The 25,032-nt window shown below is 74.7% G+C and carries 20 protein-coding genes; 12 read left to right on the forward strand and 8 right to left on the reverse strand.

The features are described 5' to 3' along the window. Positions 1 to 1,156 (forward strand): tetratricopeptide repeat protein (locus ACSNOD_RS10395; RefSeq protein ID WP_436766536.1); only part of this gene is annotated, 1,156 nt, incomplete at its 5' end. Between the two features lie 11 nt (positions 1,157 to 1,167). Here ACSNOD_RS10395 and ACSNOD_RS10400 read toward each other — a convergent pair. After that, entirely contained in the window at positions 1,168 to 2,988 is a 1,821-nt protein-coding gene (locus ACSNOD_RS10400) for a serine hydrolase (RefSeq protein ID WP_436766537.1), read from the reverse strand. A 389-nt stretch (positions 2,989 to 3,377) separates the two neighbouring features. Between ACSNOD_RS10400 and ACSNOD_RS10405 the strand changes: the two genes are divergently transcribed. The 3 genes from ACSNOD_RS10405 (at position 3,378) to ACSNOD_RS10415 (ending at position 6,768) form a co-directional block, all read left to right on the forward strand. Next, positions 3,378 to 3,908, forward strand: a complete 531-nt coding sequence (locus tag ACSNOD_RS10405) for a DUF4142 domain-containing protein (protein WP_436766538.1) — start codon at positions 3,378 to 3,380, stop codon at positions 3,906 to 3,908. Between the two features lie 65 nt (positions 3,909 to 3,973). After that, the gene (locus ACSNOD_RS10410) at positions 3,974 to 5,080 is read left to right on the forward strand and encodes an NAD(P)H-dependent flavin oxidoreductase (RefSeq protein WP_436766539.1); all 1,107 of its coding nucleotides are present in this window, start codon (positions 3,974 to 3,976) and stop codon (positions 5,078 to 5,080) included. Between the two features lie 125 nt (positions 5,081 to 5,205). Then, positions 5,206 to 6,768 carry an acyl-CoA synthetase gene (locus tag ACSNOD_RS10415; protein WP_436766540.1) on the forward strand — a complete coding sequence of 521 codons (1,563 nt, stop codon included), beginning with the start codon at positions 5,206 to 5,208 and terminating at the stop codon, positions 6,766 to 6,768. Here the strand turns inward: ACSNOD_RS10415 and ACSNOD_RS10420 are convergent. Then, on the reverse strand, positions 6,714 to 8,354 hold the full coding sequence (locus ACSNOD_RS10420; protein ID WP_436766541.1) for an acyl-CoA synthetase: 1,641 nt from the start codon (positions 8,352 to 8,354) through the stop codon (positions 6,714 to 6,716). The genes ACSNOD_RS10415 and ACSNOD_RS10420 overlap by 55 nt on opposite strands. Before the next feature lie 169 nt (positions 8,355 to 8,523). On the opposite strand from ACSNOD_RS10420, the gene ACSNOD_RS10425 reads away from it, so the two are divergent. From ACSNOD_RS10425 to ACSNOD_RS10450, 6 genes are all read left to right on the forward strand, one after another. Further along, on the forward strand, positions 8,524 to 9,327 hold the full coding sequence (locus tag ACSNOD_RS10425) for a crotonase/enoyl-CoA hydratase family protein (RefSeq protein WP_436766542.1): 804 nt from the start codon (positions 8,524 to 8,526) through the stop codon (positions 9,325 to 9,327). Between the two features lie 65 nt (positions 9,328 to 9,392). Further along, complete coding sequence (locus ACSNOD_RS10430) at positions 9,393 to 10,403, forward strand: Zn-ribbon domain-containing OB-fold protein (RefSeq protein WP_436766543.1); 1,011 nt, start codon at positions 9,393 to 9,395, stop codon at positions 10,401 to 10,403. Beyond that, entirely contained in the window at positions 10,400 to 11,494 is a 1,095-nt protein-coding gene (locus ACSNOD_RS10435; protein WP_436766544.1) for a lipid-transfer protein, read from the forward strand. Before ACSNOD_RS10430 ends, ACSNOD_RS10435 begins: the two co-directional genes overlap by 4 nt. A gap of 119 nt (positions 11,495 to 11,613) precedes the next feature. Continuing rightward, positions 11,614 to 12,765, forward strand: coding sequence for a thiolase domain-containing protein (locus ACSNOD_RS10440; RefSeq protein ID WP_436766554.1), 1,152 nt, complete (start codon positions 11,614 to 11,616; stop codon positions 12,763 to 12,765). A gap of 169 nt (positions 12,766 to 12,934) precedes the next feature. After that, a complete protein-coding gene (locus ACSNOD_RS10445) occupies positions 12,935 to 13,171 on the forward strand; it encodes a DUF397 domain-containing protein (RefSeq protein WP_436766545.1) in 237 nt (78 codons plus the stop codon). Between the two features lie 223 nt (positions 13,172 to 13,394). Beyond that, complete coding sequence (locus ACSNOD_RS10450) at positions 13,395 to 13,895, forward strand: hypothetical protein (RefSeq protein WP_436766546.1); 501 nt, start codon at positions 13,395 to 13,397, stop codon at positions 13,893 to 13,895. A gap of 69 nt (positions 13,896 to 13,964) precedes the next feature. Here ACSNOD_RS10450 and ACSNOD_RS10455 read toward each other — a convergent pair whose 3' ends face one another. Together ACSNOD_RS10455 and ACSNOD_RS10460 are read right to left on the reverse strand one after the other, a co-directional pair. Continuing rightward, entirely contained in the window at positions 13,965 to 15,914 is a 1,950-nt protein-coding gene (locus ACSNOD_RS10455) for an N-acetylmuramoyl-L-alanine amidase (protein WP_436766547.1), read from the reverse strand. Positions 15,915 to 16,252: 338 nt separating this feature from the next. Next, positions 16,253 to 17,368: an aminoglycoside phosphotransferase family protein gene (locus ACSNOD_RS10460; RefSeq protein WP_436766548.1), complete on the reverse strand. Its 1,116-nt coding sequence runs from the start codon at positions 17,366 to 17,368 to the stop codon at positions 16,253 to 16,255. A 424-nt stretch (positions 17,369 to 17,792) separates the two neighbouring features. Between ACSNOD_RS10460 and ACSNOD_RS10465 the strand changes: the two genes are divergently transcribed. Next, complete coding sequence (locus ACSNOD_RS10465; RefSeq protein ID WP_436766549.1) at positions 17,793 to 19,283, forward strand: DNA-binding protein NsdB; 1,491 nt, start codon at positions 17,793 to 17,795, stop codon at positions 19,281 to 19,283. Between the two features lie 74 nt (positions 19,284 to 19,357). On the opposite strand, the gene ACSNOD_RS10470 is transcribed toward ACSNOD_RS10465, so the two are convergent. Continuing rightward, the gene (locus ACSNOD_RS10470; protein ID WP_436766550.1) at positions 19,358 to 20,842 is read right to left on the reverse strand and encodes a PP2C family protein-serine/threonine phosphatase; all 1,485 of its coding nucleotides are present in this window, start codon (positions 20,840 to 20,842) and stop codon (positions 19,358 to 19,360) included. Between the two features lie 313 nt (positions 20,843 to 21,155). Here ACSNOD_RS10470 and ACSNOD_RS10475 point away from each other — a divergent pair, with 313 nt between their 5' ends. Then, a complete protein-coding gene (locus tag ACSNOD_RS10475) occupies positions 21,156 to 22,595 on the forward strand; it encodes a HEAT repeat domain-containing protein (RefSeq protein ID WP_436766551.1) in 1,440 nt (479 codons plus the stop codon). A 72-nt stretch (positions 22,596 to 22,667) separates the two neighbouring features. Here ACSNOD_RS10475 and ACSNOD_RS10480 read toward each other — a convergent pair whose 3' ends face one another. The 3 genes from ACSNOD_RS10480 to ACSNOD_RS10490 form a co-directional block, all read right to left on the reverse strand. Continuing rightward, positions 22,668 to 23,564, reverse strand: coding sequence for a biotin-dependent carboxyltransferase family protein (locus tag ACSNOD_RS10480; RefSeq protein ID WP_436766552.1), 897 nt, complete (start codon positions 23,562 to 23,564; stop codon positions 22,668 to 22,670). Beyond that, positions 23,561 to 24,226, reverse strand: a complete 666-nt coding sequence (locus ACSNOD_RS10485) for a 5-oxoprolinase subunit B family protein (RefSeq protein ID WP_436766555.1) — start codon at positions 24,224 to 24,226, stop codon at positions 23,561 to 23,563. The genes ACSNOD_RS10480 and ACSNOD_RS10485 overlap by 4 nt, the downstream gene beginning before the upstream one ends. 14 nt (positions 24,227 to 24,240) lie before the next feature. Beyond that, the coding region (locus tag ACSNOD_RS10490; RefSeq protein WP_436766553.1) for a LamB/YcsF family protein at positions 24,241 to 25,032 on the reverse strand (792 nt) is incomplete at its 5' end.

Consider the following 25,032-nt stretch of genomic DNA (forward strand, 5'->3'; position numbering starts at 1 on the left):
CGACCGCCCCACCCCGCCGCCCGAGCTGCTCGCCGTGCTGGCCGACCGGCACGACGCGGGCCTCACGCTCGGCCGGGTCGGCCGCTGGGAGGAGGCCGGCGAGGTGCACCGCTCGGTCGCCGCCGAGCGCGAGCACGCCCTCGGCCCGCTCCACCCCGACACCCTGGCCAGCCGGTACGAGGTGGCCTTCACCCTCAGCCGGCTGGGCCGCGCGGAGGAGGCGCTGCGCGAGTACACCCGGGTGGCGGCCGGGCGCGACCAGGCGCTCGGCCCCGACCACCCCGACACCCTCGCCGCCCGCCAGGAGATCGCCTTCGTGCTGGGCCAGTTGGGCCGCCACGTCGAGGCGCACGACACCTACGCCGCCGTGCTCGCCGCCCGGGAGCGCGCGATGGGCGCCGACCACCCCGACACCCTCCGCTGCCGGCACAATCTCGCGTTCAACCTGAGCAGGCTCGGCCGGCTGGAGGAGTCGCACCGGATGGCGGCGGAGGTCGCCGCGGCGCGCACCCGCGTGCTGGGCCCGGACCACCCCGAGACGCTCGTCACCCGCTACGAGGTGGCCTACGCCCTCGGCCGGCTCGGCCGCTGGAGCGAGGCGCTGGAGACCTACCGCGAGGTGGCCGCCGCCCGCCGGCGGGTGCTGGGTCCCGACCACCCCGACACCCTCGCCGCCCGCTACGAGGTGGGCATCAGCCTCGGCCGCGTCGGGCGCAGCGCGGAGGCCCTGGAGGTCTACCGGGAGCTGGTGGCCGACCGCACGCGCGCCCAGGGGCCGGCCCACCCCGAGACGCTGCGCGCCCGGCACGGGCTCGGCGTCAACCTCGGGCGCCTCGGCCGCTGGGAGGAGGCGCTGGCCGAGGCGCGCGACGTCTGCGCGCTGCGCGAGCGGGTCCTCGGCCCGGACCACCCGGACACCCTCGCCAGCCGGCGCGAGGTGGCCGTCGGCCTGGGCTGGCTGAAGCGCTGGTCGGACGCGCTGACGCTGTACCGGCAGGTGTCCACCGCGCGCGCCCGGGTGCTCGGCGCCGACCACCCCGACGCGCTGACCAGCCGCAACGACGAGGCGCACTGCCTGGAGCGGCTCGGCCGGTCAGCGGAGGCCGTGGAGCTGTACCGCCAGGTCGCCGCGCTCCGCCGGCGCGGCGGCCGCTGACGCGCCGGGGCTCAGTCGGCCGACGGGGCCCAGCCCCGGGCCTCGATCGCGCTCGCGTCGGCGGGGCGGGAGTCGTCGAAGAGCGCCCGCCCGCCCTCCGACACCCGGATGCCGTCGACGTAGACGCCCCGGCCGACGTACCGGGCGCCGGTGACGTACCGCCAGCGCAGTCGTACGGCGGCCCCGCTCCGCTCCGTACGGCCGGCGGGACCGGTGGGGTCAGCAGGACTGCTGGGACCGGTGGGATCGGCGGAACTGCCGAGGCCGACGAGACCCGTGAGCTCCGCGGTCGCGCGGTGCCACGCCCGTCCCCCGTAACCGCCGGCCGAACCGTCCGGGTGCGCCTCCTCGGCCCCGCCCGGCCGCCGGGTGGTGAACGGGAGCGGGCGCCAGGCGCCGTCGTCCACCGACGCCTCCAGCAGCAGCCGGTCCTCGCCGGGTTCCAGGTCCCACCAGAGCGCGAAGCGGAGCCGAGCGCTGTCACCGGTGACGGTCAGCGGCGGCAGGGTGAGCGTCGCCGAGGAGCCGTCCACCATGCCGGAGAACCACGCGGCCGTGCCGCTCGCCGGCCGTACGGGGACGGCGCGCGCCATGTGGTTCGCCGCGGCGGCCCGGGGCGCGCTGCCCGAGCGCCAGGTGCGGCACGGGTGGACGGAGTTGGACAGCAGCACCAGGAACGAGTCGGTGGTCGGGTCGAGCACCAGCGAGGTGCCGGTGAACCCGGTGTGCCCGGCGGTGCGCGGGGTGGCCATCGCCCCCATGTACCAGTACTGGTGGAGCTCGAAGCCCAGGCCGTGCGCGTCCCCGGGGAAGGCGGTGTTGAAGTCGGAGAGCATCAGCTCCACCGACGCCCGGCTCAGCACGCGGGCCCGGCCGTAGGAGCCGCCGTTCAGCAGCGTCCGGCAGAGCACCGCCAGGTCCCACGCGCTGGCGAAGACCCCGGCGTGCCCGGCGACGCCACCGAAGGACCAGGCGTTCTCGTCGTGCACCTCGCCCCACACCAGGCCCCGGTCGACCCGCGCCCACGGCTTGCGCTGGTCCTCGGTCGCCGCGATCCTGTGCCGCCAGGACGGCGGCGGGTTGTAGCGGGTGGAGGCCATGCCGAGCGGTTCGGTGAGCTCCTGGCGCAGCAGCACGTCGAGCGGGCGGCCGGTGATCCGCTCCAGCAGCAGCTGCAGGGTGATCAGGTTGAGGTCGGAGTAGCGGTACACGGTGCCGGGCGGGTCGAGCGGGGCCTCCCGCCACAGCAGCCGCAGCCTCTCCTCCTGGTTCGGCAGGTCGAAGAAGCGCAGATCGGGGCGGAGCCCCGAGGTGTGGGTCAGTAACTGGCGAACGGTGATGCCGGCCTTGCCGGCGGCCCCGAACTCCGGAAGGTGCGCCGCGGCCGGGTCCTCGAGCCGCAGCGCGCCCCGTTCGATCTGCTGAACGGCGAGGATCGAGGTGAACAGCTTGGTGAGGGACGCCAGATCGAACACGGTGTCGGGCGCCATCGGGATCTGTCGCTCCGGCGGCAGCTCGACGCCGGTGTCGGTGGCCTCGTCGTAGCGGGCGTAGCGGACGGCCAGGCCCAGCGCCTCCTCCACGGCCACGATCCGGCCCCGGCCGGCGAGCAGGACGGCACCGGGGTAGTACGGGTGGGTGGGGGAGGGGCCCAGATAGCCGGCGGCGGCCGTCACCATCCGCCGCAGATGCTCGTCGAGCAGCCCCGCCCGGTGCGGCGTGCCCCGGCGCAGGGTGCCCGGGCCGGTGGTGGTGGCGAGGGCCGGGCCGGCGGGCAGCAGAAGCGCCCCGCCCAGCGCCATCGCGGCGCCGGCCACCCGCCGTCTGCTCATCGCGCCGCCGGCCCCGCCTTCGCGTCGGCTTCCGCGTTCGCTTGCGCGTCGGCTTCCGTGTTCGCCTCCGCGTCCGCGTTCGCCTTCGTGCTCGCTCGCGCGGTCGCCTTCACCTTCGTGCTCGCCTTCCGCCATGGTGCCCTCCCTGGGCGGTGTCACGGAACGGTCCTCCGGTGCGGGTGAGGTTGTGCAGCATTCTGTCCCCCGCTCCCGCGGTCAACCCGCGCCCCCGCGCACGTGTGTTCCAACCGGCCCCGGGCGGGCGTACCCCGAACGGGCTAAATACCCTGATCATGGCAATATCGGGATGTTCTTCTGCTGATCTGGACGCGCGCGCTGCTCGCTGTGCCGCGCGCGAACGCGAACCACGATCGGGAGGGGAGTGCGAGATGCGCCTGCGACACCGGATCGGCACCGTACTGACGGCCTTGACCCTGGCCCTGACCGCGACGTCCGCGGGCATGGCGGCGGCCGGCGCGGTGGAGAACCCCGACGCCACGTTCCTGCAGTCGATCCACCAGAGCAACCTGGCGGCCATGGCGGCGGGCAGCGACGCGACGGTGAACGCGGTCACCCCGTGTGTGCGGGCCGCCGGGTCCACGATCGCCCGCGATCACAGCATCGCCGACAGCGCGGTTCGAGCCGTGGCCCTCCGGCACGGCGTGGTGCTCCCCGGCGCGATGACGTCACAGCAGCGAAGCGACCTCGACGAGGTCGCGAAGCAGGCCCACACCCTGGCCTACGACGCTGCCTGGCTGCGGCTGCAGGAGCGCGAGCACACCGAGGCCCTGCGGCTGATCGGCCGCGAGATCACGGAGGGGAAGAGCGCGGAGGTGCAACTCATGGCGCGGCGCCTCCACCCCGTCGAGAGCGGGCACCTCGCGGCGATCCGCCGGTGCGCGGTGAGCGCGGCGCAGTGACCTAATCTGACGAGGCGTCAGAAAACCTCTTCCCCCCGCAGGGGGACTGCGGCATTCTGCGCCCCATGCAGACGGAACTGAGCACCGCGCTCGGCGCCCGCCACGCCATCTTCGGGTTCACCCCGTTCCCCGCCGTCGCCGCCGCGATCAGCCGGGCCGGCGGCGTCGGCGTGCTCGGCGCCGTCCGGTACGGCGCCGGCGGGGACGACCTCGCCCGCGATCTGGAGTGGCTGGACCGGCACACCGGCGGCGCCCCCTACGGCCTCGACGTCGTCATGCCCGCCAAGAGCGTCGCGGGCGTGACCGAGGCCGATGTGGAGGCCATGATCCCCGCCGGGCACCGGGCGTTCGTGCGGGACACCCTCGCCGCGTACGACGTGCCCGAGCTGCCGGAGGGCGAGGCACCCGGCTGGCGCATCACCGGCTGGATGGAGGACGTCGCCCGCGCCCAGCTCGACACGGCGTTCCAGTACCCCGTCAGGCTGCTCGCCAACGCGCTCGGTTCCCCGCCCGCCGACGTGGTCGAGCGCGCCCACCGGCAGGGCGTGCTCGTCGCCGCGCTCGCCGGCAGCGCCCAGCACGCCGAGCGCCACCGCCGGGCGGGCATCGACATCGTCGTGGCCCAGGGGTACGAGGCGGGCGGCCACACCGGGGAGATCGCCACCATGGTGCTCACCCCGGAGATCGTCGAGGCCGTCGCCCCGCTGCCCGTACTGGCCGCGGGCGGCATCGGCAGCGGCGAACAGATCGCCGCCGGTCTGGCCCTGGGCGCCCAGGGGGTGTGGCTCGGCTCCATCTGGCTCACCACCGAGGAGGCCGAACTGGGCTCGCGGGCCCTGACCGCCAAGCTGCTCGCGGCCGGCTCCGGCGACACCGTCCGCTCCCGCGCGCTCACGGGCAAGCCCGCCCGTCAGCTCCGCACGGAGTGGACCGACGCCTGGGACGACCCGGCCGGCCCCGGCCCGCTGCCCATGCCGCTCCAGGGGCTGCTGGTCGGCGAGGCGGTCTCCCGCGTCCAGCGGTACGAGGTGGCCCCGCTGCTCGGCACCCCGGTCGGCCAGATCGTCGGCCGGATGACCTCGGAGCGCAGCGTCGCGGCCGTCTTCGACGACCTCACCCGCGGCTTCGAACGCGCCATGGACCGGCTGAACCGCATCGCCGGACGCGTCTGACGCATCGGACGCGCCGAGAGAGGAGCGCCATGTCCGCAGCACCCCAGGGGCCCGCGGCCCCCCGCGACTCCGCGACGGCCCCCGAGCCAGTGACAGCCCGAGGACCCGGCGTCACCCAAGGACCCGTGGCGTCCGGCCAATCCGCCGCCCCCAACGGCTTCTGGGCCCAGGCCGCGGCAAACCCCGATCGCACCGTACTGTTCACCGCCGACGGCCAGGAGTGGAGCGCCGGGCGTCTGCACGCAGCCGCCAACCGGCTCACCCACGGGCTGCGCGCGGCCGGGCTGCGCCGCGGCGACGCCTTCGCCGTCGTCCTCCCCAACGGCCCCGAACTCCTCGCGGCCTACCTCGCCGCGACCCAGGTCGGCTGGTACCTCGTCCCGGTCAACCACCATCTGACCGCCCCCGAGATCGCCTGGATCGTCGCCGACTCCGGCGCCCGGGCGCTCATCGCCCACGAGCGGTTCGGCGCCGTGGCGCGCGCGGCCGCGGACGAGGCGGGCACCGACCCCGCCCGCCGCTACGCCGTCGGCACCGTCCCCGGCTTCCGGCCGTACGAGCGCCTCCTCGCCGGGCAACCCGCCACCCCGCCCGAGGGGCGCACGCTCGGCTGGGTGATGAACTACACCTCGGGCACCACCGGCCGCCCCCGGGGCATCCGGCGCCCCCTGCCCGGCACCCCGCCGGAGGAGGCCTACCACGGCGGCTTCCTGGGCATCTTCGGCATCGAACCGTTCTCGGGCCATGTCCACCTGGTGTGCTCGCCGCTCTACCACACCGCCGTGCTCCAGTTCGCGGGAGCGTCCCTGCACATCGGCCACCAGCTGGTCGTGATGGACAAGTGGACCCCGGAGGAGATGCTGCGGCTGATCGAGCGCCACCGCTGCACCCACACGCATATGGTGCCCACCCAGTTCCACCGGCTGCTCGCCCTCCCCGAGGAGGTGCGGGCCCGCTACGACGTCTCCTCCATGCGGCACGCCCTGCACGGCGCCGCGCCCTGCCCCGAGCACATCAAACGCGCCATGATCGACTGGTGGGGGCCGTGCGTCGAGGAGTACTACGCGGCGAGCGAGGGCGGCGGCACCTTCGCCACCGCCGAGGACTGGCTGAAGAAGCCCGGCACGGTCGGCAAGGCGTGGCCCATCAGCGAGATCGCCGTCTACGACGACGAGGGGCGGCGGCTGCCCCCGGGCGAACTCGGCACCGTCCACATGCGCATGACCACCGGGGACTTCAGCTACCACCGCGACGAGGCGAAGACCCGGCAGAACCGCATCGGGGACTTCTTCACCGTCGGCGACCTCGGCCACCTCGACGAGGACGGCTATCTCTTCCTCCGCGACCGCAAGATCGACCTGATCATCGCGGGCGGCGTCAACATCTACCCCGCCGAGATCGAGGCCGTTCTGCTCTCCCACCCCGCCGTCGCCGACGCCGCGGTCTTCGGCGTCCCGCACGAGGAGTGGGGGGAGGAGGTCAAGGCCGTGATCGAGCCCGCCGCGGGCCAGGAGCCGGGGCCCGCCCTCGCCGACGCCCTCCTGGCCCACTGCGCTTCTCGGCTCGCCGGCTACAAACGTCCCCGTTCGGTGGACTTCATCGCCACCATGCCGCGCGACCCCAACGGCAAGCTCTACAAACGGCGGCTGCGCGAACCGTACTGGGCCACCGAACGCGCCCAGCGGTAGTCCGCCTTGCCGCTGGGCGAGCGCTGGATGCTCTCCACGGTCACCAGCCGGCGCGGGATCTTGTACCCGGCGAGCCGTGCGCGGCAGTGCTCCTGGATCTCCGCCAGCGAGGGCGTCCCGGCGCCCGCGCGCACCTGCACCACGGCGGAGACCCGGGTCCCCCAGGTCGCGTCCGGCACGCCGGTGACCAGCACGTCGTACACGTCCGGATGGTCCTTGAGCACCTGCTCCACCTCCTCCGGATACACCTTCTCGCCCCCGGTGTTGATGCACTGCGAGCCCCGCCCCAGCACCGTGACCACCCCCCGCTCGTCGACCGTCGCCATGTCACCGAGCAGCACCCAGCGCTCGCCCCGCACCTCGAAGAAGGTCTCCGCGGTCTTCACGGGGTCGTTGTAGTAGCCCAGCGGCACATGGCCGCGCAGCGCGATCCGGCCCGGCTCGCCGACCGCCACCGGGCGCAGCGTGGCCGGGTCGACCACCGAGGTGCGCTCGTTGACCCGCAGCGTCAGCGCGGCCCCCCGGCCGTCGTCGTCGGCCGTGGCCGTGCCGTTGAAACCGGACTCCGAGGAGCCGAAGTTGTCCAGCAGCGGCACCCCCGGCAGCAGCGCGGAGAACTGCTCGCGGACGGTGCGCGACAGCAGCGCGCCGGAGCTGCTCACGCTCAGCAGGGACGAGCAGTCCAGGCCCCGCAGCGGCCCCGCCAGCGCGTCCAGCAGCGGCCGCAGCATCGCGTCGCCGACCAGCGACGCCGTGGTGACCTTCTCCCGCGCGACGGTGCGCAGCGCCTCCTCGGGGACGAACTTGCGGTGCAGCACCACTTTCTGGCCGAAGTGGAACGCGATGAACGCGGTCAGGGTGGCGGTGCCGTGCATCAGGGGGGCCATGGGGAAGAACACCAGGCCCGCGCCGCCCGCGGCGACCCGCTCCGCCACCTCCTCCGGCCGCCGTACGGGCTCCCCGGTGGGCGCGCCCCCGCCCATGCCCGAGAAGAACAGGTCCTCCTGGCGCCACATGACGCCCTTGGGCAGTCCGGTGGTGCCACCGGTGTAGATCAGGAACAGATCGTCGCCGGAGCGGGGGGCGAAGCCCCGCTCCGGGGAGGCCGCGCGCTCCGCCTCCGCGTAGGGCACGCACGGGAGGCGCGGCTCGGGTGCGGCGTCGGGCGGGCCGCCCACCCGCAGCAGATGGCGCAGCCGGGGCGCGCGACCCAGGGCGCCGGCGACCCGCTCGGTGAACTCCGCGTCGAACACGAGGGCGGTGAGGTCGGCGTCGCGGTAGAGCAGCGCCAGTTCGTCCTCGACATAGCGGTAGTTGACGTTGACCGGGACGGCGCGCGCCTTGAGGCAGCCCAGCACGGTTTGGAGGTACTCGACGCCGTTGTACAGATGCAGCCCCACGTGGTCGCCCGCCCGCACCCCGGAGTCGAGCAGATGGTGGGCGAAACGATTCGCCGCGCGGTCCAGCCCGGCATAGGTCAGCCGGCGCTCCGCGCCCGTGCCCGGGTGGTCGAGGTGCACCAGCGCCTCGCGCTCCGGGACGGCGTCCGCGATCGATTCGAACAGGTCGGCGAGGTTGAACTCCATGGCTCCTCCTGGCGGCGTCGGACCATCGGTTCGGCGGTCATTAGAGCGCTCGGCGCCGGTCGGCGGAAGGCGGGCCGCCCAAGAAATCTGACGAGGCGTCAGAAAACTCTTGAACTGTGCGGCCCGCTCCTGCACCCTGCTTTCTCACCGGCGACGGCGGGAGGCTGCCATGGGCCACGGGACCGACCATCTGCGGGTGCGCAGGGAGGGCGCCACCCTGGTGCTCACCCTCGACCGCCCCGAGGCGCGCAACGCGCTCTCCCTCGGCATGCTCGTCGGCCTCCACGACGGCTGGGCGGAGGCGGACCAGGACGACTCCATCCGCTCCGTCGTCCTCACCGGCGCCGGCGGGGCGTTCTGCTCCGGCATGGACCTCAAGGCCCTCGCCGGCGCCGACATGGCGGGCCAGGAGCACCGCGAGCGCATGACGGCCGACCCCGACCTCCACTGGAAGGCCATGCTCCGGCACCACCGCCCCCGCAAGCCCGTGCTCGCCGCCGTGGAGGGCCCCTGCGTCGCCGGCGGCACCGAGATGCTCCTGGGCACCGACATCCGCGTCGCCGGCCGCAGCGCCACCTTCGGGCTCTTCGAGGTCCGGCGGGGCCTGTTCCCCATCGGCGGCTCCACCGTCCGCCTCGCCCGCCAGATCCCCCGCACCCACGCGCTGGAGATGCTCCTCACCGGCCGCCCCTACTCCGCCGACGAGGCCCAGCGGATCGGCCTCATCGGCCGCGTGGTCCCCGACGGCACCGCCCTGGAGCGCGCCCTGGAGACCGCCGAACTGATCAACGCCAACGGGCCGCTGGCCGTCGAGGCGGTCAAGGCATCCCTCTACGACAGCGCCGAGCTCACCGAGGCCGACGGGCTCCGGCTCGAACTCGAGCGCGGCTGGCCCGTCTTCGACACCGCCGACGCCAAGGAGGGCGCGCGGGCCTTCGCCGAGAGGCGCCCGCCCGTCTACCGGCGGGCCTGAGCGCCGCCCGGCCGCCTGCCGGGCCCGACCGCCGCCCGCACCCGACGAAGGAGTGCCGACACCCCATGCCGGAGACGACGGGGACGCTCACCGCGCCCCTCACCCTCGAATTCCCCTTCACCCGCTCCCTCGGCCCCGTCCAGAGCGCCTTTCTCACCGGACTGCGCGAGCGCGTCCTCCTCGGGGTCGTCACGGGCGACGGCCGGGTGCTGGTGCCGCCCGTCGAGTACGACCCGGTCACCGCCGAGGAGATCCGCGACCTCGTGGAGGTCGCCCCCACCGGCACCGTCACCACCTGGGCCTGGCAGCCCGCCCCGCGCCCCGGCCAGCCGCTGGACCGGCCCTTCGCCTGGGTGCTGGTGCGGCTCGACGGCGCCGACACCGCCCTGCTGCACGCCCTTGACGCGCCGGGGCCCGACGCCGTCCGCACCGGCATGCGGGTGCGCGTGCGCTGGGCCGAGCGGCGCACGGGGGCCATCACCGACATCGCCTGCTTCGAACCGTACGGACAGAGCCTCGGCGACGCCGCAGTACGGAGCGAGGGCGCGCCCCACGACACCGTACGGGGCACGGGCGCGCCGGTCCCCGTCCCGCACGACGGGGTCTTCCCCGACCCCGTCACCGGCATCGTGGCGCCCGCCCGCCTCGACTACACCTACACGCCCGGCCGCGCCCAGACCCGCTATCTGACGGCCCTCGCCGAGCACAGAACGGTCGGCGAGCGCTGCCCCTCCTGCCGGAAGGTGTGCGTGCCCCCGCGCGGCGCCTGCCCCACCTGCGGGGTGCCGACCGACGAACAGGTGGAGATCGGCCCGCGCGGCACCGTCACCACCTACTGCGTCGTCAACATCAAGGCCCGCAACCTCGACATCGAGGTGCCCTACGTCTACGCCCACATCGCCCTCGACGGCGCCGACCTCGCCCTCCACGGCCGCGTCGCCGGCATCCCGCACGACCAGGTGCGCATGGGCCTGCGCGTCGAGCCCGTCTGGGCCCCCGGCGAGCGCCACCCCGACCACTACCGCCCCACCGGCGAGCCCGACGCCGACTACGACACCTACAAGGAGCTGCTGTGACGCCGGACGTGGCCATCGTCGCCTACGCGCGGACCGGCGACCCCGGGGCCCAGGCGGACCTCTCCGAACTGGAGATGCTGCTGCCCGTCCTGCGGGAGGCGCTGGCGCAGGTCGACATGGCGGCCTCCGACACCGACTTCATCTGCTCCGGCTCCAGCGACTACCTGGCCGGCCGCGCCTTCTCCTTCACCATGACGTTGGACGGTGTGGGCGCCTGGCCCCCGGTCTCCGAGTCGCACGTGGAGATGGACGGCGCCTGGGCCCTGTACGAGGCGTGGGTCCGGCTGCGCTCCGGAGCGGGTGACACCGCGCTCGTCTACTCCTACGGCAAGTCCACCGCCGGCCGGCCGCGCGACGTCCTCACCCGCCAGCTCGACCCGTACTACCTGGCCCCCCTGTGGCCCGACGCCGTGTCCCTGGCCGCCCTCCAGGCCCGGGCCCTGCTCGACGCCGGCCTCACCGACGAGGCGCGGCTCGCGGCCATCGCCGCCCGCGCCCGCGAGAACGCCGCCGCCTGTGACCACGCGGGCACCCCCGAGAGCACCGCCGCCCCCGACAACGCCGGCACCCCTGACACCCCTGACACCCCTGACACCCCTGACTACGTAGTGCCGCCCCTGCGCGCCCACGACGTGCCGCCCGTCGGCGACGGCGCCGCAGCCGTCGTCCTCGCCACCGGGGACACCGCCCGCCGGCTCTCCCCCCGCCCCGCGTGGATACGCGGGATCGACCACCGCGTCGAGGCCCACGCCCTCGGCGTCCGCGACCTCACGGACTCGCCCTCCACCCGGCTGGCCGCCGAGCGGGCCGGCGCCTTCGACCGCCCCGTCGACACGGCGGAACTGCACGCCCCCTTCACCTCCCAGGAGGTCGTGCTGCGCCGGGCCCTGCGCCTGGGCGGGACCGTACGGGTCAACCCCTCCGGCGGGGCCCTGGTCGACAACCCCCTCATGGCCGCCGGGCTCATCCGGCTCGGCGAAGCCGCGGCCCGCGTGCACCGGGGGGAGTCCGACCGCGCCCTCGCCCACGCCACCTCGGGCCCGTGCCTGCAACAGAATCTGGTCGCCGTGCTGGAAGGGGACACGCCATGAGCCGCGCCACGAGCCGTACCACGGGCGCCGCCGCGAGCCGTACTACGGATCGCGCCGCGAGCCGTAGTACGGGCCCCGCCCGGGGCGGCACCGGCGGGCCCGCCTCCGGCCGCGAACCCGTGGCCGTCGTCGGCATCGGCCAGACCCGGCACGCCGCCGCCCGCCGCGACGTGTCCATCGCCGGCCTGGTGCGGGAGGCCGCGCTCCGCGCCCTGGCGGACGCCGAACTGTCCTGGCCGGACATCGACGCCGTCGTCATCGGCAAGGCGCCCGACTTCTTCGAGGGCGTGATGATGCCGGAGCTGTATCTCGCCGACGCCCTCGGCGCCGTCGGCAAGCCCCTCACCCGGGTGCACACCGCGGGCTCCGTCGGCGGGTCGACCGCCCTGGTCGCCCTGGACCTGATCGCCGCCCGCGTCCACCGCACGGTGCTCACCCTCGCCTTCGAAAAACAGTCCGAGTCCAACGCGATGTGGGGCCTGTCGCTCCCCGTCCCCTTCCAGCAGCCCCTGCTGGCCGGCGCCGGTGGCTTCTTCGCCCCGCACATCCGCGCCTACATCCGGCGCACCGGCGCCCCCGACACCGTGGGCACGCTCGTCGCCTACAAGGACCGCCGCAACGCCCTCAGGAACCCGTACGCCCATCTGCACGAGCACGACCTCACCCTCGACGCGGTCCGCGCCTCGCCCATGCTGTGGGACCCCATCCGCTACTCCGAGACCTGTCCGTCCTCCGACGGGGCGTGCGCGATGGTGCTCACCGACCGCGCCGGCGCGCGGCGGGCACCGCACCCCGTGGCCTGGGTGCACGGCGGGGCCATGCGCAGCGAGCCCACGCTGTTCGCGGGCAAGGACGTGGTGTCACCGCGCGCCGGGCGGGACTGCGCGGCCGCCGTCTACCGCCAGGCCGGGATCGCCGACCCCCGCCGGGAGATCGACGTGGTCGAGATGTACGTGCCGTTCTCCTGGTACGAGCCGATGTGGCTGGAGAACCTGGGCTTCGCGGCGGAGGGCGAGGGCTGGAAGCTCACCGAGTCCGGGGTGACGGCGATGGACGGCGATCTGCCCGTCAACCCGTCGGGCGGGGTCCTCTCCAGCAACCCGATCGGCGCCTCCGGGATGATCCGCTTCGCGGAGGCCGCGGCGCAGGTGCGGGGCCGGGCGGGCGAGCACCAGATCGAGGGCGCGCGCACGGCGCTGGGGCACGCGTACGGCGGCGGCTCGCAGTTCTTCTCCATGTGGCTGGTCGGTGCCGAGGAACCGACCACCTGACCGCCTCCGCATGACTCCGCTTGCTCGCACCATGAGCGTTTCCGCCCTGTACTTGACCGGAATTGGCGGGAGTTGGCCGTGGTGCATGGGCAGGTTGACGTACGACCTGTCCGGCCCGGGTCTCCATGGCTAGGCTGACCGGGACGACGCATCGGGAGGAGCAACGGACGTGGCCGAGAGCACCACACAGCAGCCGCCGGCGAAGGTGAAGCCGCAGCTCGACCTCAGCAACGCGGAGTGGCTGTCCAGCAGCCAGGGGTCCGGGGACGTGCAGATCGCCTTCGTCGAGGGCTATATCGCGATGCGGGACGGGCGCAACCCCGAGGGGCCGGCCCTGATCTTCACGCCCGCGGAGTGGCGGGCCTTCGTCCTCGGCGCCCGGGACGGCGAGTTCGACCTCACCTGAGCCGTCGAGTGGGATCTCCGGCGGGGGCCGCGGTCCCGACCGCCCCGGGCGGCGGGAACCGCCGTCACCGCCGGAGATCCGGACGGCCCGACGCCGGGCGCGCAACCGGAGGGCCTCTCCGCCGGACCGGACGTGCGGCCGGTCCTCGGACCCGTCTCGGACACGCCTCGCACCCGGCCGGGCCGCGAGCGGAAGGGTCCGCCCGGCCACGTACGATGGCCGTATGTCGTTCCTCCGCCGCCGCAGCGCAGCCACGCCCACCGGTCCGGACTTCGATGTCCTGGCGATGGACCCCGCAGACTGGCCCGGCAACCTGGGCGCCGGCCTGCTGCCCGCCGCCGACGGCTCCTGCCAGGGCGTCTTCCTCCGCTACGACCTCTTCGGCGGCCGCGGCCCCGCCATGGTGATCGGCAACCTCCCCGAGGGCTCCCCGGCCCGGGAACTGCCCGACGGCCAGGTGCCCTTCGAGGTGGCCCAGCTGCTGGCAGCCCTCGGCCACGAGGAGCCGGTGGAGGCGCTGGAGACCGAGGACACCCCGGTCATGCACGAGGACAATCTGCTGATCGTGCGCCGGATCAAGATCTCGGAGAGCCGGGTCTCCTGCGTCCAGTTCGACCGCAGCGACGGCGTCCTGGTCACCATCGCCAGCTGGGACCGGCCCATCACCGACGATCTCTACCAGCTGCTCAAGCCCCTCCCCGCGGAGATGTTCCAGCAGGGCTGATAGCCCGCCGCCGGCCCGGACCTCCCGGCCCGGCCCCCGGCGACCCACGGCCCCGGCCCGGCCCCGGCCCTAGGGCACCGACCGCACGGTCACGTCCTCGGCCCGGACGAAGGCCACCCGGTGGCCCAGCTGGATCTGGTAGTAGCGCTGCGCGCCACGGACCACCCGATGACCGGCGGAGTCGAAGGTCGTGGCCCAGTAGTACTCACCCGCGGTCTCCAGCCCCACCGCGTAGCTCTGGCCCGGGAGCAGCCGGTACGGCAGCGGTGTCAGCGGCTGCGCAGGCACCCCCGCCGGATACGCGGCGGCCTCCGGATACGCCCGGCCGTACACCGGGATCTCACCGGCGTCCGGCCTCGGGCTCGCCACCACGCCCCGGGAGCCGACGGCCGTCGGCTGCCACCGGGGATTGTGGAACCACGCCTTCTGGCCGAGGTACCAGATTGCCGTCCAGTCGCCGCGGCGCTCGGCCACCGCGTACTGCTGCCCCGTCGACGCCCGCGCCCCCGTGTCGTTCACCCCGGTCGTCGACGGCGACCCGTCCGGGCGCAGCCCGATGTCCCTGATCAGCGGGGCGTCCGCCCGCGGCTCGGTGTGCAGCCGCACGGCGCCCGACCCGTGCGGGGGACAGGCCGCGCCGCCCTGGCCGCAGCCGGTGTAGGGCGGCCGGTGCCGGTCGTAGTCCGGGCGGATCGTGATCAGCTCGGAGCGCGGGCCGGCCGACGGGTTCAGCGGGGCCCGCAGCAGCGCGAAGTAGTGGTCCCAGTCCCAGTACGGCCCCGGGTCGGTGTGCATCCCGGGCACCGACGAGGGGACGGGGCCCGGCACATTGTCGTGCCCCAGGATGTGCTGCCGGTCCAGCGGAATCGCGAACCGGTCCGCCAGATACCGCACCAGCCGGGCCGAGGCCCGGTACATCGTCTCCGTGTACCAGGCGTCCGGCGCCGTCAGAAAGCCCTCGTGCTCAAGACCCACGGACTTGGCGTTCACGTACCAGTTGCCCGCGTGCCAGGCGACGTCCTTGAGCGCGGTGTGCTGGGCCACGTGCCCGTCGGCGGAGCGCAGGGTGTACTGCCACGACACATACGTCGGGTCCCGCACCAGCCGGACCGCCGTCTCCCACGACCCCTCGGTGTCATGGATGACGATGTAGTCCACCTTCTGCGACCGCGGCCGATCGGCCTTGTCGTGGTTGCCGTAGTCCGTCTGACCGTTCTCCTCGAACTCCTGATAGGGGGCCGGGAGCCACTCACAGGCCAGGGTGCGCGGGCACTCCACCGGCCCCGGGTCGGCGCGGCGCGCCCCCGCCGCACGCCGCTGGGCGGCCGACGGCACCGCTCCGGGGGCCGGCGGCAGGACGACCCGCTGCCCGCTGTCCGTGGTGCGCCGCTCACCCGAGCGCAGTACGGAGAACACGTCGTCGGCGTACACGGCCGCGGTCCCCGGGTCGCCGGCCCCCGCGTACCGGGCCACCGCGCCGTACCAGTCGGCCGGGTCCCCGCCGAGCGGCCGGCCGAGCCGGCGCTGCTCCTCCGCCAGCAGCGCCGCGCCACCCCGGATGTTCGCCACCGGATCACGCCGCAGGGCGTCCGCCGACAGCCCGGTCAGCGCCGCGGCGCGCTCCACCGTGCGCAGCCGCTCCGGCAGCTCCCCGGGCTCGGGCAGCCGCCGGTGGACCGCCGGCGCGGGCCGTGCCTCGTCGCCCCGCGGGTCCTCCGTGCCGTGGCTGTGGTGCGGGGCCTCCCGCAGCGCCGTACGGGTGTCGGTGAGGTGCATCGGCCCGTACCCGCCGGTGACGCTGGGCGCGCCCCCGTGGGTGTCCCAGCGGGACTGCAGGTAGGAGACGGCCAGCAGCAGACCGCTCGGCACCCCGTACTCCGCCGCGGCGGCGGTGAAGGCTTGCTGCAGGGACCCGGGGGCGGTCCGGTCGGCCCGCTCGGCCCGCGCCTGCGGGGCGGTGGCCGGAAGCAGGGGCAGCAGCAGGGCGGCGGCCGCTGTCGCGACCGCCGCCCTCGCCACCCGCCGAGGCGGGACTCGTGTGGCTCTTGTGGCCCGTGAGGTTCTGGAGTTGGGGGAGTCGGTTTCTGGCAACGCAGCCTCCTCGAGGTGAACCCGACTACAGGTATCGCCGGGCCGACAACCCGTCAATCCGCCGGACCACCGCACTTCCGCGGGGGTCCGCCGGGGCGCGCCCAAGAGCCTCGTACGGAGGCCGCGCAAGGCCCCGAACGGAGGCCGCGCAAAGGCCGCGAACGGAGGCCCCGAACGGCGGTCAGCGGCGGGCCCGGCATTCGGGCGCGCCGCTGACACGGATGGCCTCCCGCGCGGTGCTCCCCGGCGGGAAGCACCGAACGGGCTCACCGGGTGCCGACCGCCGCTCGGACCGCCCGGCGGGCCAGCGCGCAGTCGTCGTGCAGCCGGCGCAGCAGCAGCCGCTGCTCCTCGCCGGAACCGGAGCCGGGGCCCGGCGCCGCCGGGGAGGGGTCCCGCATCGTCCGGGCCACCGCCGTCTCGTAGGTGCGGATCTCCTGGGTCAGCACCAGCATCAGATTGACCAGGAAGGCGTCCCGCGCCATGGGCCCGGCGGCCTGCGCCATCTGGCTGATCTGGCGCCGCGCCACCGGCGCCGCGTCACCGAGCACCGTCCAGAGCGTCGCCAGGTCGTACCCCGGGAGGTACCAGCCGGCGTGCTCCCAGTCCACCAGGACCGGCCCGGCGGGGGAGAGCAGGATGTTGGAGAGCAGCGCGTCACCGTGGCAGAACTGCCCCTGCACATGCGCCAGGCCGTGCAGCAGCTTCTGCAGATCACCCATGTCGCGGTCGGTGAGCAGCCCCAGCTCGTGATAGCGGGTGATCCGCGACGCGTAGTCGATCGGGGCGTCGAACATGCCCGCCGGGGGCCGCCACCGGTTGACCCGGCAGATGGCGCCCAGCGTGGCGCGGACGTCGGCACGCGGCGGCGACTCCACCGGGTGCCGTTGCAGAGCGGCGACCCGGCCGGGCATCCGCTCCATGACCAGCGTGCAGTTGTCCGGGTCCGCGGCGATCAGCCTCGGCACGCGCACGGGGGGGCGGTGCCGGACGAACGCGCGGTATGCCGCTATTTCGTGGCGGAACCGCTCGGCCCAGGCGGGCGAGTGGTCCAGTAAACACTTGGCGACGGCCGTACTGCGTCCGGTGGTGCCGACCAGCAGGACGGAGCGGCCGCTGCGGCGGAGCACCTGTACGGGATTGAACTCCGGACAGATGCGGTGGACCGCGGCGATCACGGTCCGCAACTGCGCGCCCTGGGGGCCGGACAAGTCGATTCTCCCGCTGAGCGGTTGCGGGCCGAGCCCCGGGGCCCGCCGCGCGCGGCCGCCGCCGAGCACCGAACCTCCGGCGTGCGTGGGATCGAGATACGGCCCACTGCCGTTCTGGTGCGGGCGGTGCGGCCGGGGCGGGGCGGACACGGAGGACGATGCTGCGTACATGGACGATACAGATCCCTTCGTGTGCCGATGACTGCCTGCGCGCTTCCCGGTCCGGGCGGGTCGGGCGGGCCCGGGCCGGCTCGCCCGGACGGAAGCGGCCGGGCGACCGCGCACCCTGGGGAATGCGCGGCGTTCGTCGTCCGGCAGCGTGAGTGCCCGGGGCCGCCGATGGCTGCCGGTGCTGCTGTTGGCCGGCCGGAGGCCGACCGTTGGCTGCCCGATGGCTGACCGATGGCTGCCCGTGCCGCCGATGGCAGCCGGTGACCGTCCGAAGCCGACACCGGGCCGGGAAGGCGCGTTCCTACCTGACACCCATCCGCGGGTGGCACACCATGTGGCGCACCCTGGCGAACCCTGGCGAATAGTCGCACGGCCGATGACTGGCGGTTACTGTCAACTCAGCCGAGGAACCTGGGGGCTTGACGTGACCAAGGAACCCAACACCCGCCTCGCGGATCTGTTCGGCCTCGCCGGCTGGTCCAAGGGGGAGCTCGCGAGGCTCGTGAACCGGCAGGCGGCCGCCATGGGGCATCCGCAGCTGGCGACCGACACCTCGCGGGTGCGGCGTTGGATCGACACCGGCGAGGTGCCGCGCGATCCCGTGCCGAAGGTACTGGCGACTTTGTTCACCGAGCGACTCGGCCGTGTCGTGACCATCGAGGATCTCGGGTTCGACCGGCACGGGCGCACGGGCAAGAGGCAGTCCGTCGACGGACTGCCCTGGGCGCCCGACCGGACTGCCGCGGTCCTCACCGAATTCACGGGAATGGACCTCATGCTCAACCGACGCGGCCTGGTGGGCGCGGGCGCCGCGCTCGCCGCAGGCTCAGCCATCAGCGGTGCCATGCACGACTGGTTGCACACCGAACCGGCTCTCTCCGCCGACGCTCCCCGGTTCGACGATCCGCTCACCGTCGACACGGCGGGCTTCGACCGCTACGAGGCGGCCCCCGTGGGGTCGCAGGAGATCGAGGCGCTGGAGCGCTCGGTCGAAGTCTTCCGCGCCTGGGACGCGGCCCGCGGTGGCGGGCTCCAGCGCAAGGCCGTGGTGGGCCAGCTCAACGAGGTGGGCGGCATGCTCGCCTATCGCCACCCCGACCACCTCCAGCGCAGACTGTGGGGGGTGGCGGCCAACCTGGCGGTGCTCGCGGGCTGGATGTCCCACGACGTGGGCCTGGAGCCCACCGCCCAGAAGTACTTCGTGATCGCCGCGCACGCGGCCCGCGAGGGCGGCGACCGGCCGCGCGCCGCGGAGGCGCTCTCCCGGGCGGCGCGCCAGATGGTGCACCTGGGCCGGCCGGACGACGCCCTGGACCTGATGAAGCTCGCCAAGTCCGGGGCGGGTGAGGAGACGCTCCCGCGCACCCGGGCCATGTTCCACACCATCGAGGCGTGGGCCCAGGCCGCCATGGGCCACGGCCAGGCGATGCGGCGCACCCTGGGCGAGGCGGAGGAGCTCTTCATCTCGGACAGGGGCGATGTGCCGCCGCCGAGCTGGATGCAGTTGTTCAACGAGGCGGACATGCACGGGATGCAGGGGCTGGCCTATCGCACCCTCGCCGAGCACGACCCGACGGCCGCCGCGATCGCCGAGCGGCACGCCAAACTGGCCCTGGAGCTGCGGGAGGCCGGCCGCCAGCGCTCCCAGATCTTCGACCACATCTCCATCGCCTCGGCCTGCTTCATCGCCGACGACCCCGACCAGGCGGACTGCTACGCCCGGCTGGCGCTGGTGAGCATCGGGGAGAACTCCTCGCACCGCACCTGGGACCGGCTGCGCGAGATGTACCGGCTGACCGGTCGCTACGCCAGCTACGCCAAGATCGAGGATCTGCGGGAGGAGATCCAGCAGGCCATGCCCAAGGACATCGCCAAGCAGCGGGGGCTCGGAAAGCAGCGCAATGCGTCGGTGTGACAGGAACCACCACGTGGCACCGTGGTGGCTCGTGTCCCTTCCTTCTCTTCCCTTTTTCCCTGAATCAGTTCGTATCAGCTGATCCGGGCGACCAGCACGCAGGCGTCGTCCTCGCGCTCCGCGTCGCCGAACTCCTCGACCACGATCCGTACGCACTCCTGGGCGCTGCGCGCCGCGGTCAGCCGGGGGGCCAGCGCCAGCAGCCGCTGGGCGGCCTCGGAGCCGCCGATCGGATCGTCGGTGAGGTACGCGGCGCGGGGGGAGAGCCCGTCGGTGTGGAGCACCAGCAGATCGTCCGGCTGCAGCCGCTCCTCGGCCTGTCCATAGGTGGCGCCCGAGGTGGCGCCCAGCAGCACGCCCTCCGGGGGAGCCAGCGAGCGCCCCGTCCCGTCGCGGAACAGCAGCGGGGCGGGGTGGCCCGCCTGGGCCCAGCGCAGGGTGCGGGTGCTCGGGTCGTAGCGGCAGCAGATGGCGCTGCCCAGCGCGGGTTGGGTGGAGGCGTCGAGCAGCTGATTGAGCCAGCCCATCAGATCGCCGGGCTGCACTCCGGCGATCGCCATGCCCCGGAGCGCGCCGAGCAGCATGGCCATGCCGGAGGTGGCCGTCACGCCATGGCCGGTGAGGTCGCCGGCGCTGAGCAGCGTCTGGCCGTCGGGGAGGTGCAGGGCGTCGTACCAGTCGCCGCCGATCAGCGCGCTGGAGGAGGACGGCAGGAAGTGCGCCGCCAGATCGAGGGTGACCGGCCCGCCCTGCGGGAAGCGCAGCGATCCGCGCCACGGCGGGAGCACGGCCTCCTGGAGCTCGACCGCCAGCCGGTGCTCGGTCCGGGCGATGTGCTGCTCGCGCTGCAGGGTGTCACGGGTCTCGCGCACGGCCCGCTGGGTCCGGCGCAGCTCGCTCACGTCCCGGAGCACCGCCCACATGGACGCGGTGGCGCCGTCGGAGTCGAGCACGGGCTCGCCCATCATGTGCAGCGTGCGCACACAGCCGTCGGCGCGCACGATGCGGAACTCGCCGTCGATCGGCTTGCCGTCCACCAGGCAGTCGGTGACCATCGCGGTCAGCAGCGCCTGGTCCTCGGAGAACAGCCAGGACGGCAGCTCGTCCAGGGAGAGCGGCCCGTCCTCCGGGTCCCGGCCGAAGATCTGGAACAGCTCGTCGGACCAGTCGATGTGGTCGGTGAGCAGATTCCACTCGGCGCTGCCGACCCGGCTCAGCAGCGAGGCGCGCCCGGGGCCCGCGGGAGCGGCGGCCCGGGTGGAGTACGCCGCGTCCGTCTCCTCGGCCTCCTCGCTCTCCGCCACGGCCGGCTCGGGCTGGGGCGGCAGGCCCTCGCGCAGCTGGCCGAGCTGCTCGCCGAGGTCGTCCAAGTGGTGCACCGCGAGATCGCACAGGGCCCGCTGCCAGCGGAGATGCGGGTCGTTCCCATCCGCCGAGGCGTCCCGGCGCACCGCGTCGACCCCGCCCCGGAGTCTGCGGGTCTGCGAGATCAACGCCTCCACCGCGTCACGCTCGGGCGGCTGGGCTGCGGGACGGTCCGCGGAGATATGGGGCGGCATGTCGTACTCCGATACAGGCGCGGCGCGGCCAGGTCTGACGGAAGGGCCGGTTACGACTGTTGCACAGGCGGCGACCGGCTGTAAGGGATTTGGCAACACCCGATTCGGTGGTGCTTCTGACATATGCCTAGGGCCTTGTGGGAACCGAACGGACCGGGCTCGGCGGAATGACTCGGTCCGGGTAGGCTGCGGCGCTCGGGAACCGGCGAAATCCATGGGCCTCACCAGGCGTAGGGACCGGGATCATCGGCAAGAATGCCGGTCGGCGGAAATCCCGTTGCCAGTCAATCTCCCCGCACCGGATGCTGACCTCATGTTCGATCCAGACATAGCGCCCAGTGGCACTCTCATCGGCCTCCTCCAGCGAGGACGCGGTGACGGGACGCTGCACGCCCTCGCCGCGCCGCGGGCGGAGGCGCTCGCCGCGCTCCACCACTGTGTGCTGCGCGACCCCCGGCACGACTGGCAGCTCGAGAACCGCTCCCTGTACTACGCCCGCCTCTACCTGGAGCTCGACGGCGGCCTCGACGCGATCGAACAGCACCTCTTCCACCCCGACGACCTCGTGAACACCGGCGAGGAGCGCACCGGGCTCGCCCTCTCCGTCCTCGGCCACCTCGCCGGGTACGGCCGCGAGGACGCCCTGCGGCTGCTGCGGCGCTACGCGGCGACCGGCGGCAACTGGGCCTGGGCCCTCGACGAGCTCGCCCTGCGGGACGACGACAGCGCGCTGCGCGGCCTCTGCCGCCCCGTGCTCGCCCGCTTCCCCCGCACCCCCGAGGGCGAGGCGGAGCTCGCGGCCGCCGTGCGCGACGCCTTCGAGCCGCACCCCTGGCGGCTGTGGGCCGACCACCCCGACGAGCCGGAGTGCGCCGCCCGCGTCCGCGCCGCCCGCGAACAGGGCTCCTTCGACCGCTGGCAGCGCCAGATGCGCCCGTCCGGCCCGCGCCCCGGCTGGAGCGTCGCCGAGGTCCTCGACTGGGCCCAGCAGGGGCTGGACCAGCACCCCACCCAGCTCCGGGACGCCGCCGCCGCGCGCTGTCTCGTCGCCGTGGCGGGGCCCGAGGACCGCCCTGCGATCGTGGCCGCCGCCCGTACGGGCCCCGACGGCGCCCGGAGCGCGGCCCTGCGCTATCTCGCCGAGCAGCAGGACCCCCGGGCCCTCGATCTGATCGACGCGGCCGCCACCGCCCCCTCGGAGACCGTGGTGGCGGCGGCCGTCGATTCCTTCGAACGGATGCGGGGCACCGACGCCGTGGCCCGCGCGCGGGCCTGGGCCCGCCGCGAGGACGCCGTGGGCAGGGCCGCGGCGGCGATGCTCGCCTGCCGGGGCGGCCTCCAGGACGCCCCCCTGGTCCTCTCCGCGCTCCGCAGAACCGTACGGGCGCAGGGGCCGAACGCGCCCGAGCTGTGGTCGCTCGTCGACGGCGCCGGGCGGCTCGCCATCGAGTGCGCCGCCCCCGTACTGCGCCACATCTACCGCGAGACCTCCTCGTCCCATCTGCGCGGCCGGGCCGCCCGGGCCCTGGCCGCCACGGACCCCTCGTTCCCGGCCGGCTTCGCGGTCGAATGCCTCTGGGACTGCGAGGAGAGCACCCGCGAACTGGGGGCGCGGCACGCCGCCACGGGCGACACGCGGGTCGTGGAGCGGCTGCGGAGCCTGGCCGCCGACCCCGCGGAGGAGGCCCAGGTCCAGACGGCGGTGCGCAGCCGGATGGGGTTCGGCGCGGAGCCGGACGCCTCGGCGGTGTGACGCCCGGCCGCGCCGCGCGCGGCGGCGCCAGGCCGGCCCGGCCGTTGTTCCGGAGCGGCCGGCCGGACCGGGTCAGCCCGTGCGGCGGGCCGCGGGGACATGGCCGGGGACGAACCGCAGGCCCGTGCCCGGCACCGCCTGTCCCACCGCGCCCAGCGCCTCCTCGGGCACCACGCCGATCACGGGGTAGCCCCCGGTGACCGGGTGGTCCGCGAGGAAGATCACCGGTCGGCCGTCCGGCGGCACCTGCACCGCGCCCAGCACCATCCCCTCGCTGGGCAGCTCGCCCTCCCTGCCCTCGGCCCGCCGCAGCGCGGGCCCCTCCGTGCGGAGCCCGATGCGATTGCTCGCCGCGGAGACCGTGTAGCGCTCGCGCCACAGGGCCGCCAGCGCCCGGGGGGAGAACCAGTCGTGCCGCGGCCCCGGCACCACGGGCAGCGCCAGCTCGGTGGGCGGCCCGTGCCAGGGCAGGGCGTCCGTGCCCGGCGGCGTCGGCCCGTACGGCGTGCCGAGCGGCAGCGACCGGCCGTCCTTCAGCGGCTCCGGGCCGAGCCCCGAGAGCAGGTCCGCGGCCCGGCTGCCCAGCACCGGGGGAACCGCCACCCCGCCCGCGAAGGCGACATAGGCGCGCACGCCGGCCGTGGCCCGCCCGACGTCGAGGACCGCGCCGGCGCGCAGCCGCAGGGGCGCCCCCCAGGCGGCCGGCCGGCCGTCGACCCGTACGGGGCAGGGCGCGCCGGTGACGGCCACCGTGACGGCGCCGGAGACCCGTACGGCGGTGCCGTCGACCGTGGTCTCCAGGGTGGCGGCGTCGTCGGGGTTGCCGACGAGGCGGTTGGCCAGCCGGTGGGCCCGTGGGTCGAGGGCGCCGGAGCGGCCGACGCCCAGGTGCGCGTGGCCCGGCCGGCCCAGGTCCTGGACGGTGGTGAGCGCGCCGGACCGCACCACCTCCAGCGTGCCGGCGCTCATCGGGCGTCCCGGACGAAGCGGACCCGGGTGCCGGGCGTCAGGAGGGCGGCCGGTTCGCGGTCGGGGTCCCACAGTACGGCGTCGGTGCGGCCGATCAGCTGCCAGCCGCCGGGGGAGGGGCGGGGGTAGACCCCGGCGAACTCCCCGGCGAGCGCCACGGACCCGGCCGGCACGGCGGTGCGGGGGCTGCTCCTGCGGGGCACGTGGCGGTTCTCGGGGAGGCCGGTGAGGTAGCCGAAGCCGGGCGCGAAGCCGCAGAAGGCGACGCGGAACGAGGTCTCCCCGACGATCCGGGCGACGCCTTCCTCGTCGGTGCCCCACAGCGAGGCGACCTCGGCCAGGTCCGGCCCGTCGTAGCGCACCGGGATCTCCATCTCGTCGCCGGCCTCGGCGGGCAGCGGGGGCACGTCCCAGTCGCGCAGTTCCGCGGCGAGGGCGCGGGGGTCGCTCAGCCCGTCGAGCAGTACGGTGCGCGCGGCGGGAACGATGTCCCGTACGGCGGGCAGGGCGCCCATGGCGCGGCGGCGCAGCAGTTCGGCGTGGAGCGCCTCCACCTGTTCGGCGGTGTCCAGTTCGACGAGCAGGGCGTGCGGCCCCACGGGCAGCGTGCGCAGGGGGCTCGTGCGGCCGGTGTGGTCGGTGCGGCCCGTGGGCCGGCTCATGTGACGCACGCGGCTCATGCGAAGGGCTCCAGGGTCACGCCGGCGGCGAGGAGTTCGTCGCGCACCCGCCGGGCGAGGCCGGCCGCGCCGGGGGTGTCGCCGTGCAGACAGAGGGACCGGGCGAGCACCTGGACGCGTTCGCCGGTGAGGGCGGTGACGGCCCGGTCGCGGGCCAGGGAGAGGGAGCGGGCGACGACGGCGTCGGGTTCGTGGATCACGGCGCCGGGTTCGCGCCGGGGCACCAGCGTGCCGTGCGCGGTGTAGGCGCGGTCGGCGAACGCCTCGGCGACCGTGGGCAGCCCCGCCTCCTCCGCCGCTGTGTGCAGCCGCGAGCCGGGCAGGCCGAGGACGGGCAGTTTCCGGCCCCCGGCGGCGAGGGTGACCCCCGCGACGACGGCCGCGGCCTGCTCCTCGTCGTGCACCGTCCTGTTGTAGAGCGCGCCGTGCGGCTTGACGTAGGCCACCCGCGAGCCGGCGGCGCGGGCGAACGCCTCCAGGGCCCCGATCTGATAGGCGACTTCGGCGGCGAGTTCCTCGGGCGGCACCTCCATGCTCCGCCGTCCGAAGCCCGCGAGGTCGCGGTACGAGACCTGGGCGCCGATGCGGACGCCGCGCTCGGCCGCGCGCTCGCAGACCCGCCGCATGGTCGCGGGGTCGCCGGCGTGGAAGCCGCAGGCGACATTCGCACTGGTGACGATGGACAGCAGGGCGTCGTCGTCGGTGAGGCTCCAGCGGCCGAAGCCCTCGCCGAGGTCGGCGTTGAGGTCGAGCGCCCGGGCGGGGGCGGCGGCGGCTCCGGCGGCGGG

Origin of the sequence: Streptomyces sp. URMC 123 (assembly GCF_051386515.1) — a bacterium.
Taxonomy (GTDB): Bacteria; Actinomycetota; Actinomycetes; order Streptomycetales; family Streptomycetaceae; genus Streptomyces.

Excerpts from the sequence above, each read along its gene's own strand:
- ACSNOD_RS10430 (WP_436766543.1), top strand. The coding sequence starts at position 9,393 with ATGCCGGAGACGACGGGGACGCTCACCGCGCCCCTCACCCTCGAATTC.
- ACSNOD_RS10410 (WP_436766539.1), top strand. The coding sequence starts at position 3,974 with ATGCAGACGGAACTGAGCACCGCGCTCGGCGCCCGCCACGCCATCTTC.
- ACSNOD_RS10400 (WP_436766537.1), bottom strand. The coding sequence starts at position 2,988 with ATGAGCAGACGGCGGGTGGCCGGCGCCGCGATGGCGCTGGGCGGGGCG.
- ACSNOD_RS10470 (WP_436766550.1), bottom strand. The coding sequence starts at position 20,842 with ATGCCGCCCCATATCTCCGCGGACCGTCCCGCAGCCCAGCCGCCCGAG.
- ACSNOD_RS10450 (WP_436766546.1), top strand. The coding sequence starts at position 13,395 with ATGTCGTTCCTCCGCCGCCGCAGCGCAGCCACGCCCACCGGTCCGGAC.
- ACSNOD_RS10425 (WP_436766542.1), top strand. The coding sequence starts at position 8,524 with ATGGGCCACGGGACCGACCATCTGCGGGTGCGCAGGGAGGGCGCCACC.
- ACSNOD_RS10420 (WP_436766541.1), bottom strand. The coding sequence starts at position 8,354 with ATGGAGTTCAACCTCGCCGACCTGTTCGAATCGATCGCGGACGCCGTC.
- ACSNOD_RS10460 (WP_436766548.1), bottom strand. The coding sequence starts at position 17,368 with ATGTACGCAGCATCGTCCTCCGTGTCCGCCCCGCCCCGGCCGCACCGC.
- ACSNOD_RS10405 (WP_436766538.1), top strand. The coding sequence starts at position 3,378 with ATGCGCCTGCGACACCGGATCGGCACCGTACTGACGGCCTTGACCCTG.
- ACSNOD_RS10485 (WP_436766555.1), bottom strand. The coding sequence starts at position 24,226 with ATGAGCCGGCCCACGGGCCGCACCGACCACACCGGCCGCACGAGCCCC.
- ACSNOD_RS10480 (WP_436766552.1), bottom strand. The coding sequence starts at position 23,564 with ATGAGCGCCGGCACGCTGGAGGTGGTGCGGTCCGGCGCGCTCACCACC.
- ACSNOD_RS10475 (WP_436766551.1), top strand. The coding sequence starts at position 21,156 with ATGTTCGATCCAGACATAGCGCCCAGTGGCACTCTCATCGGCCTCCTC.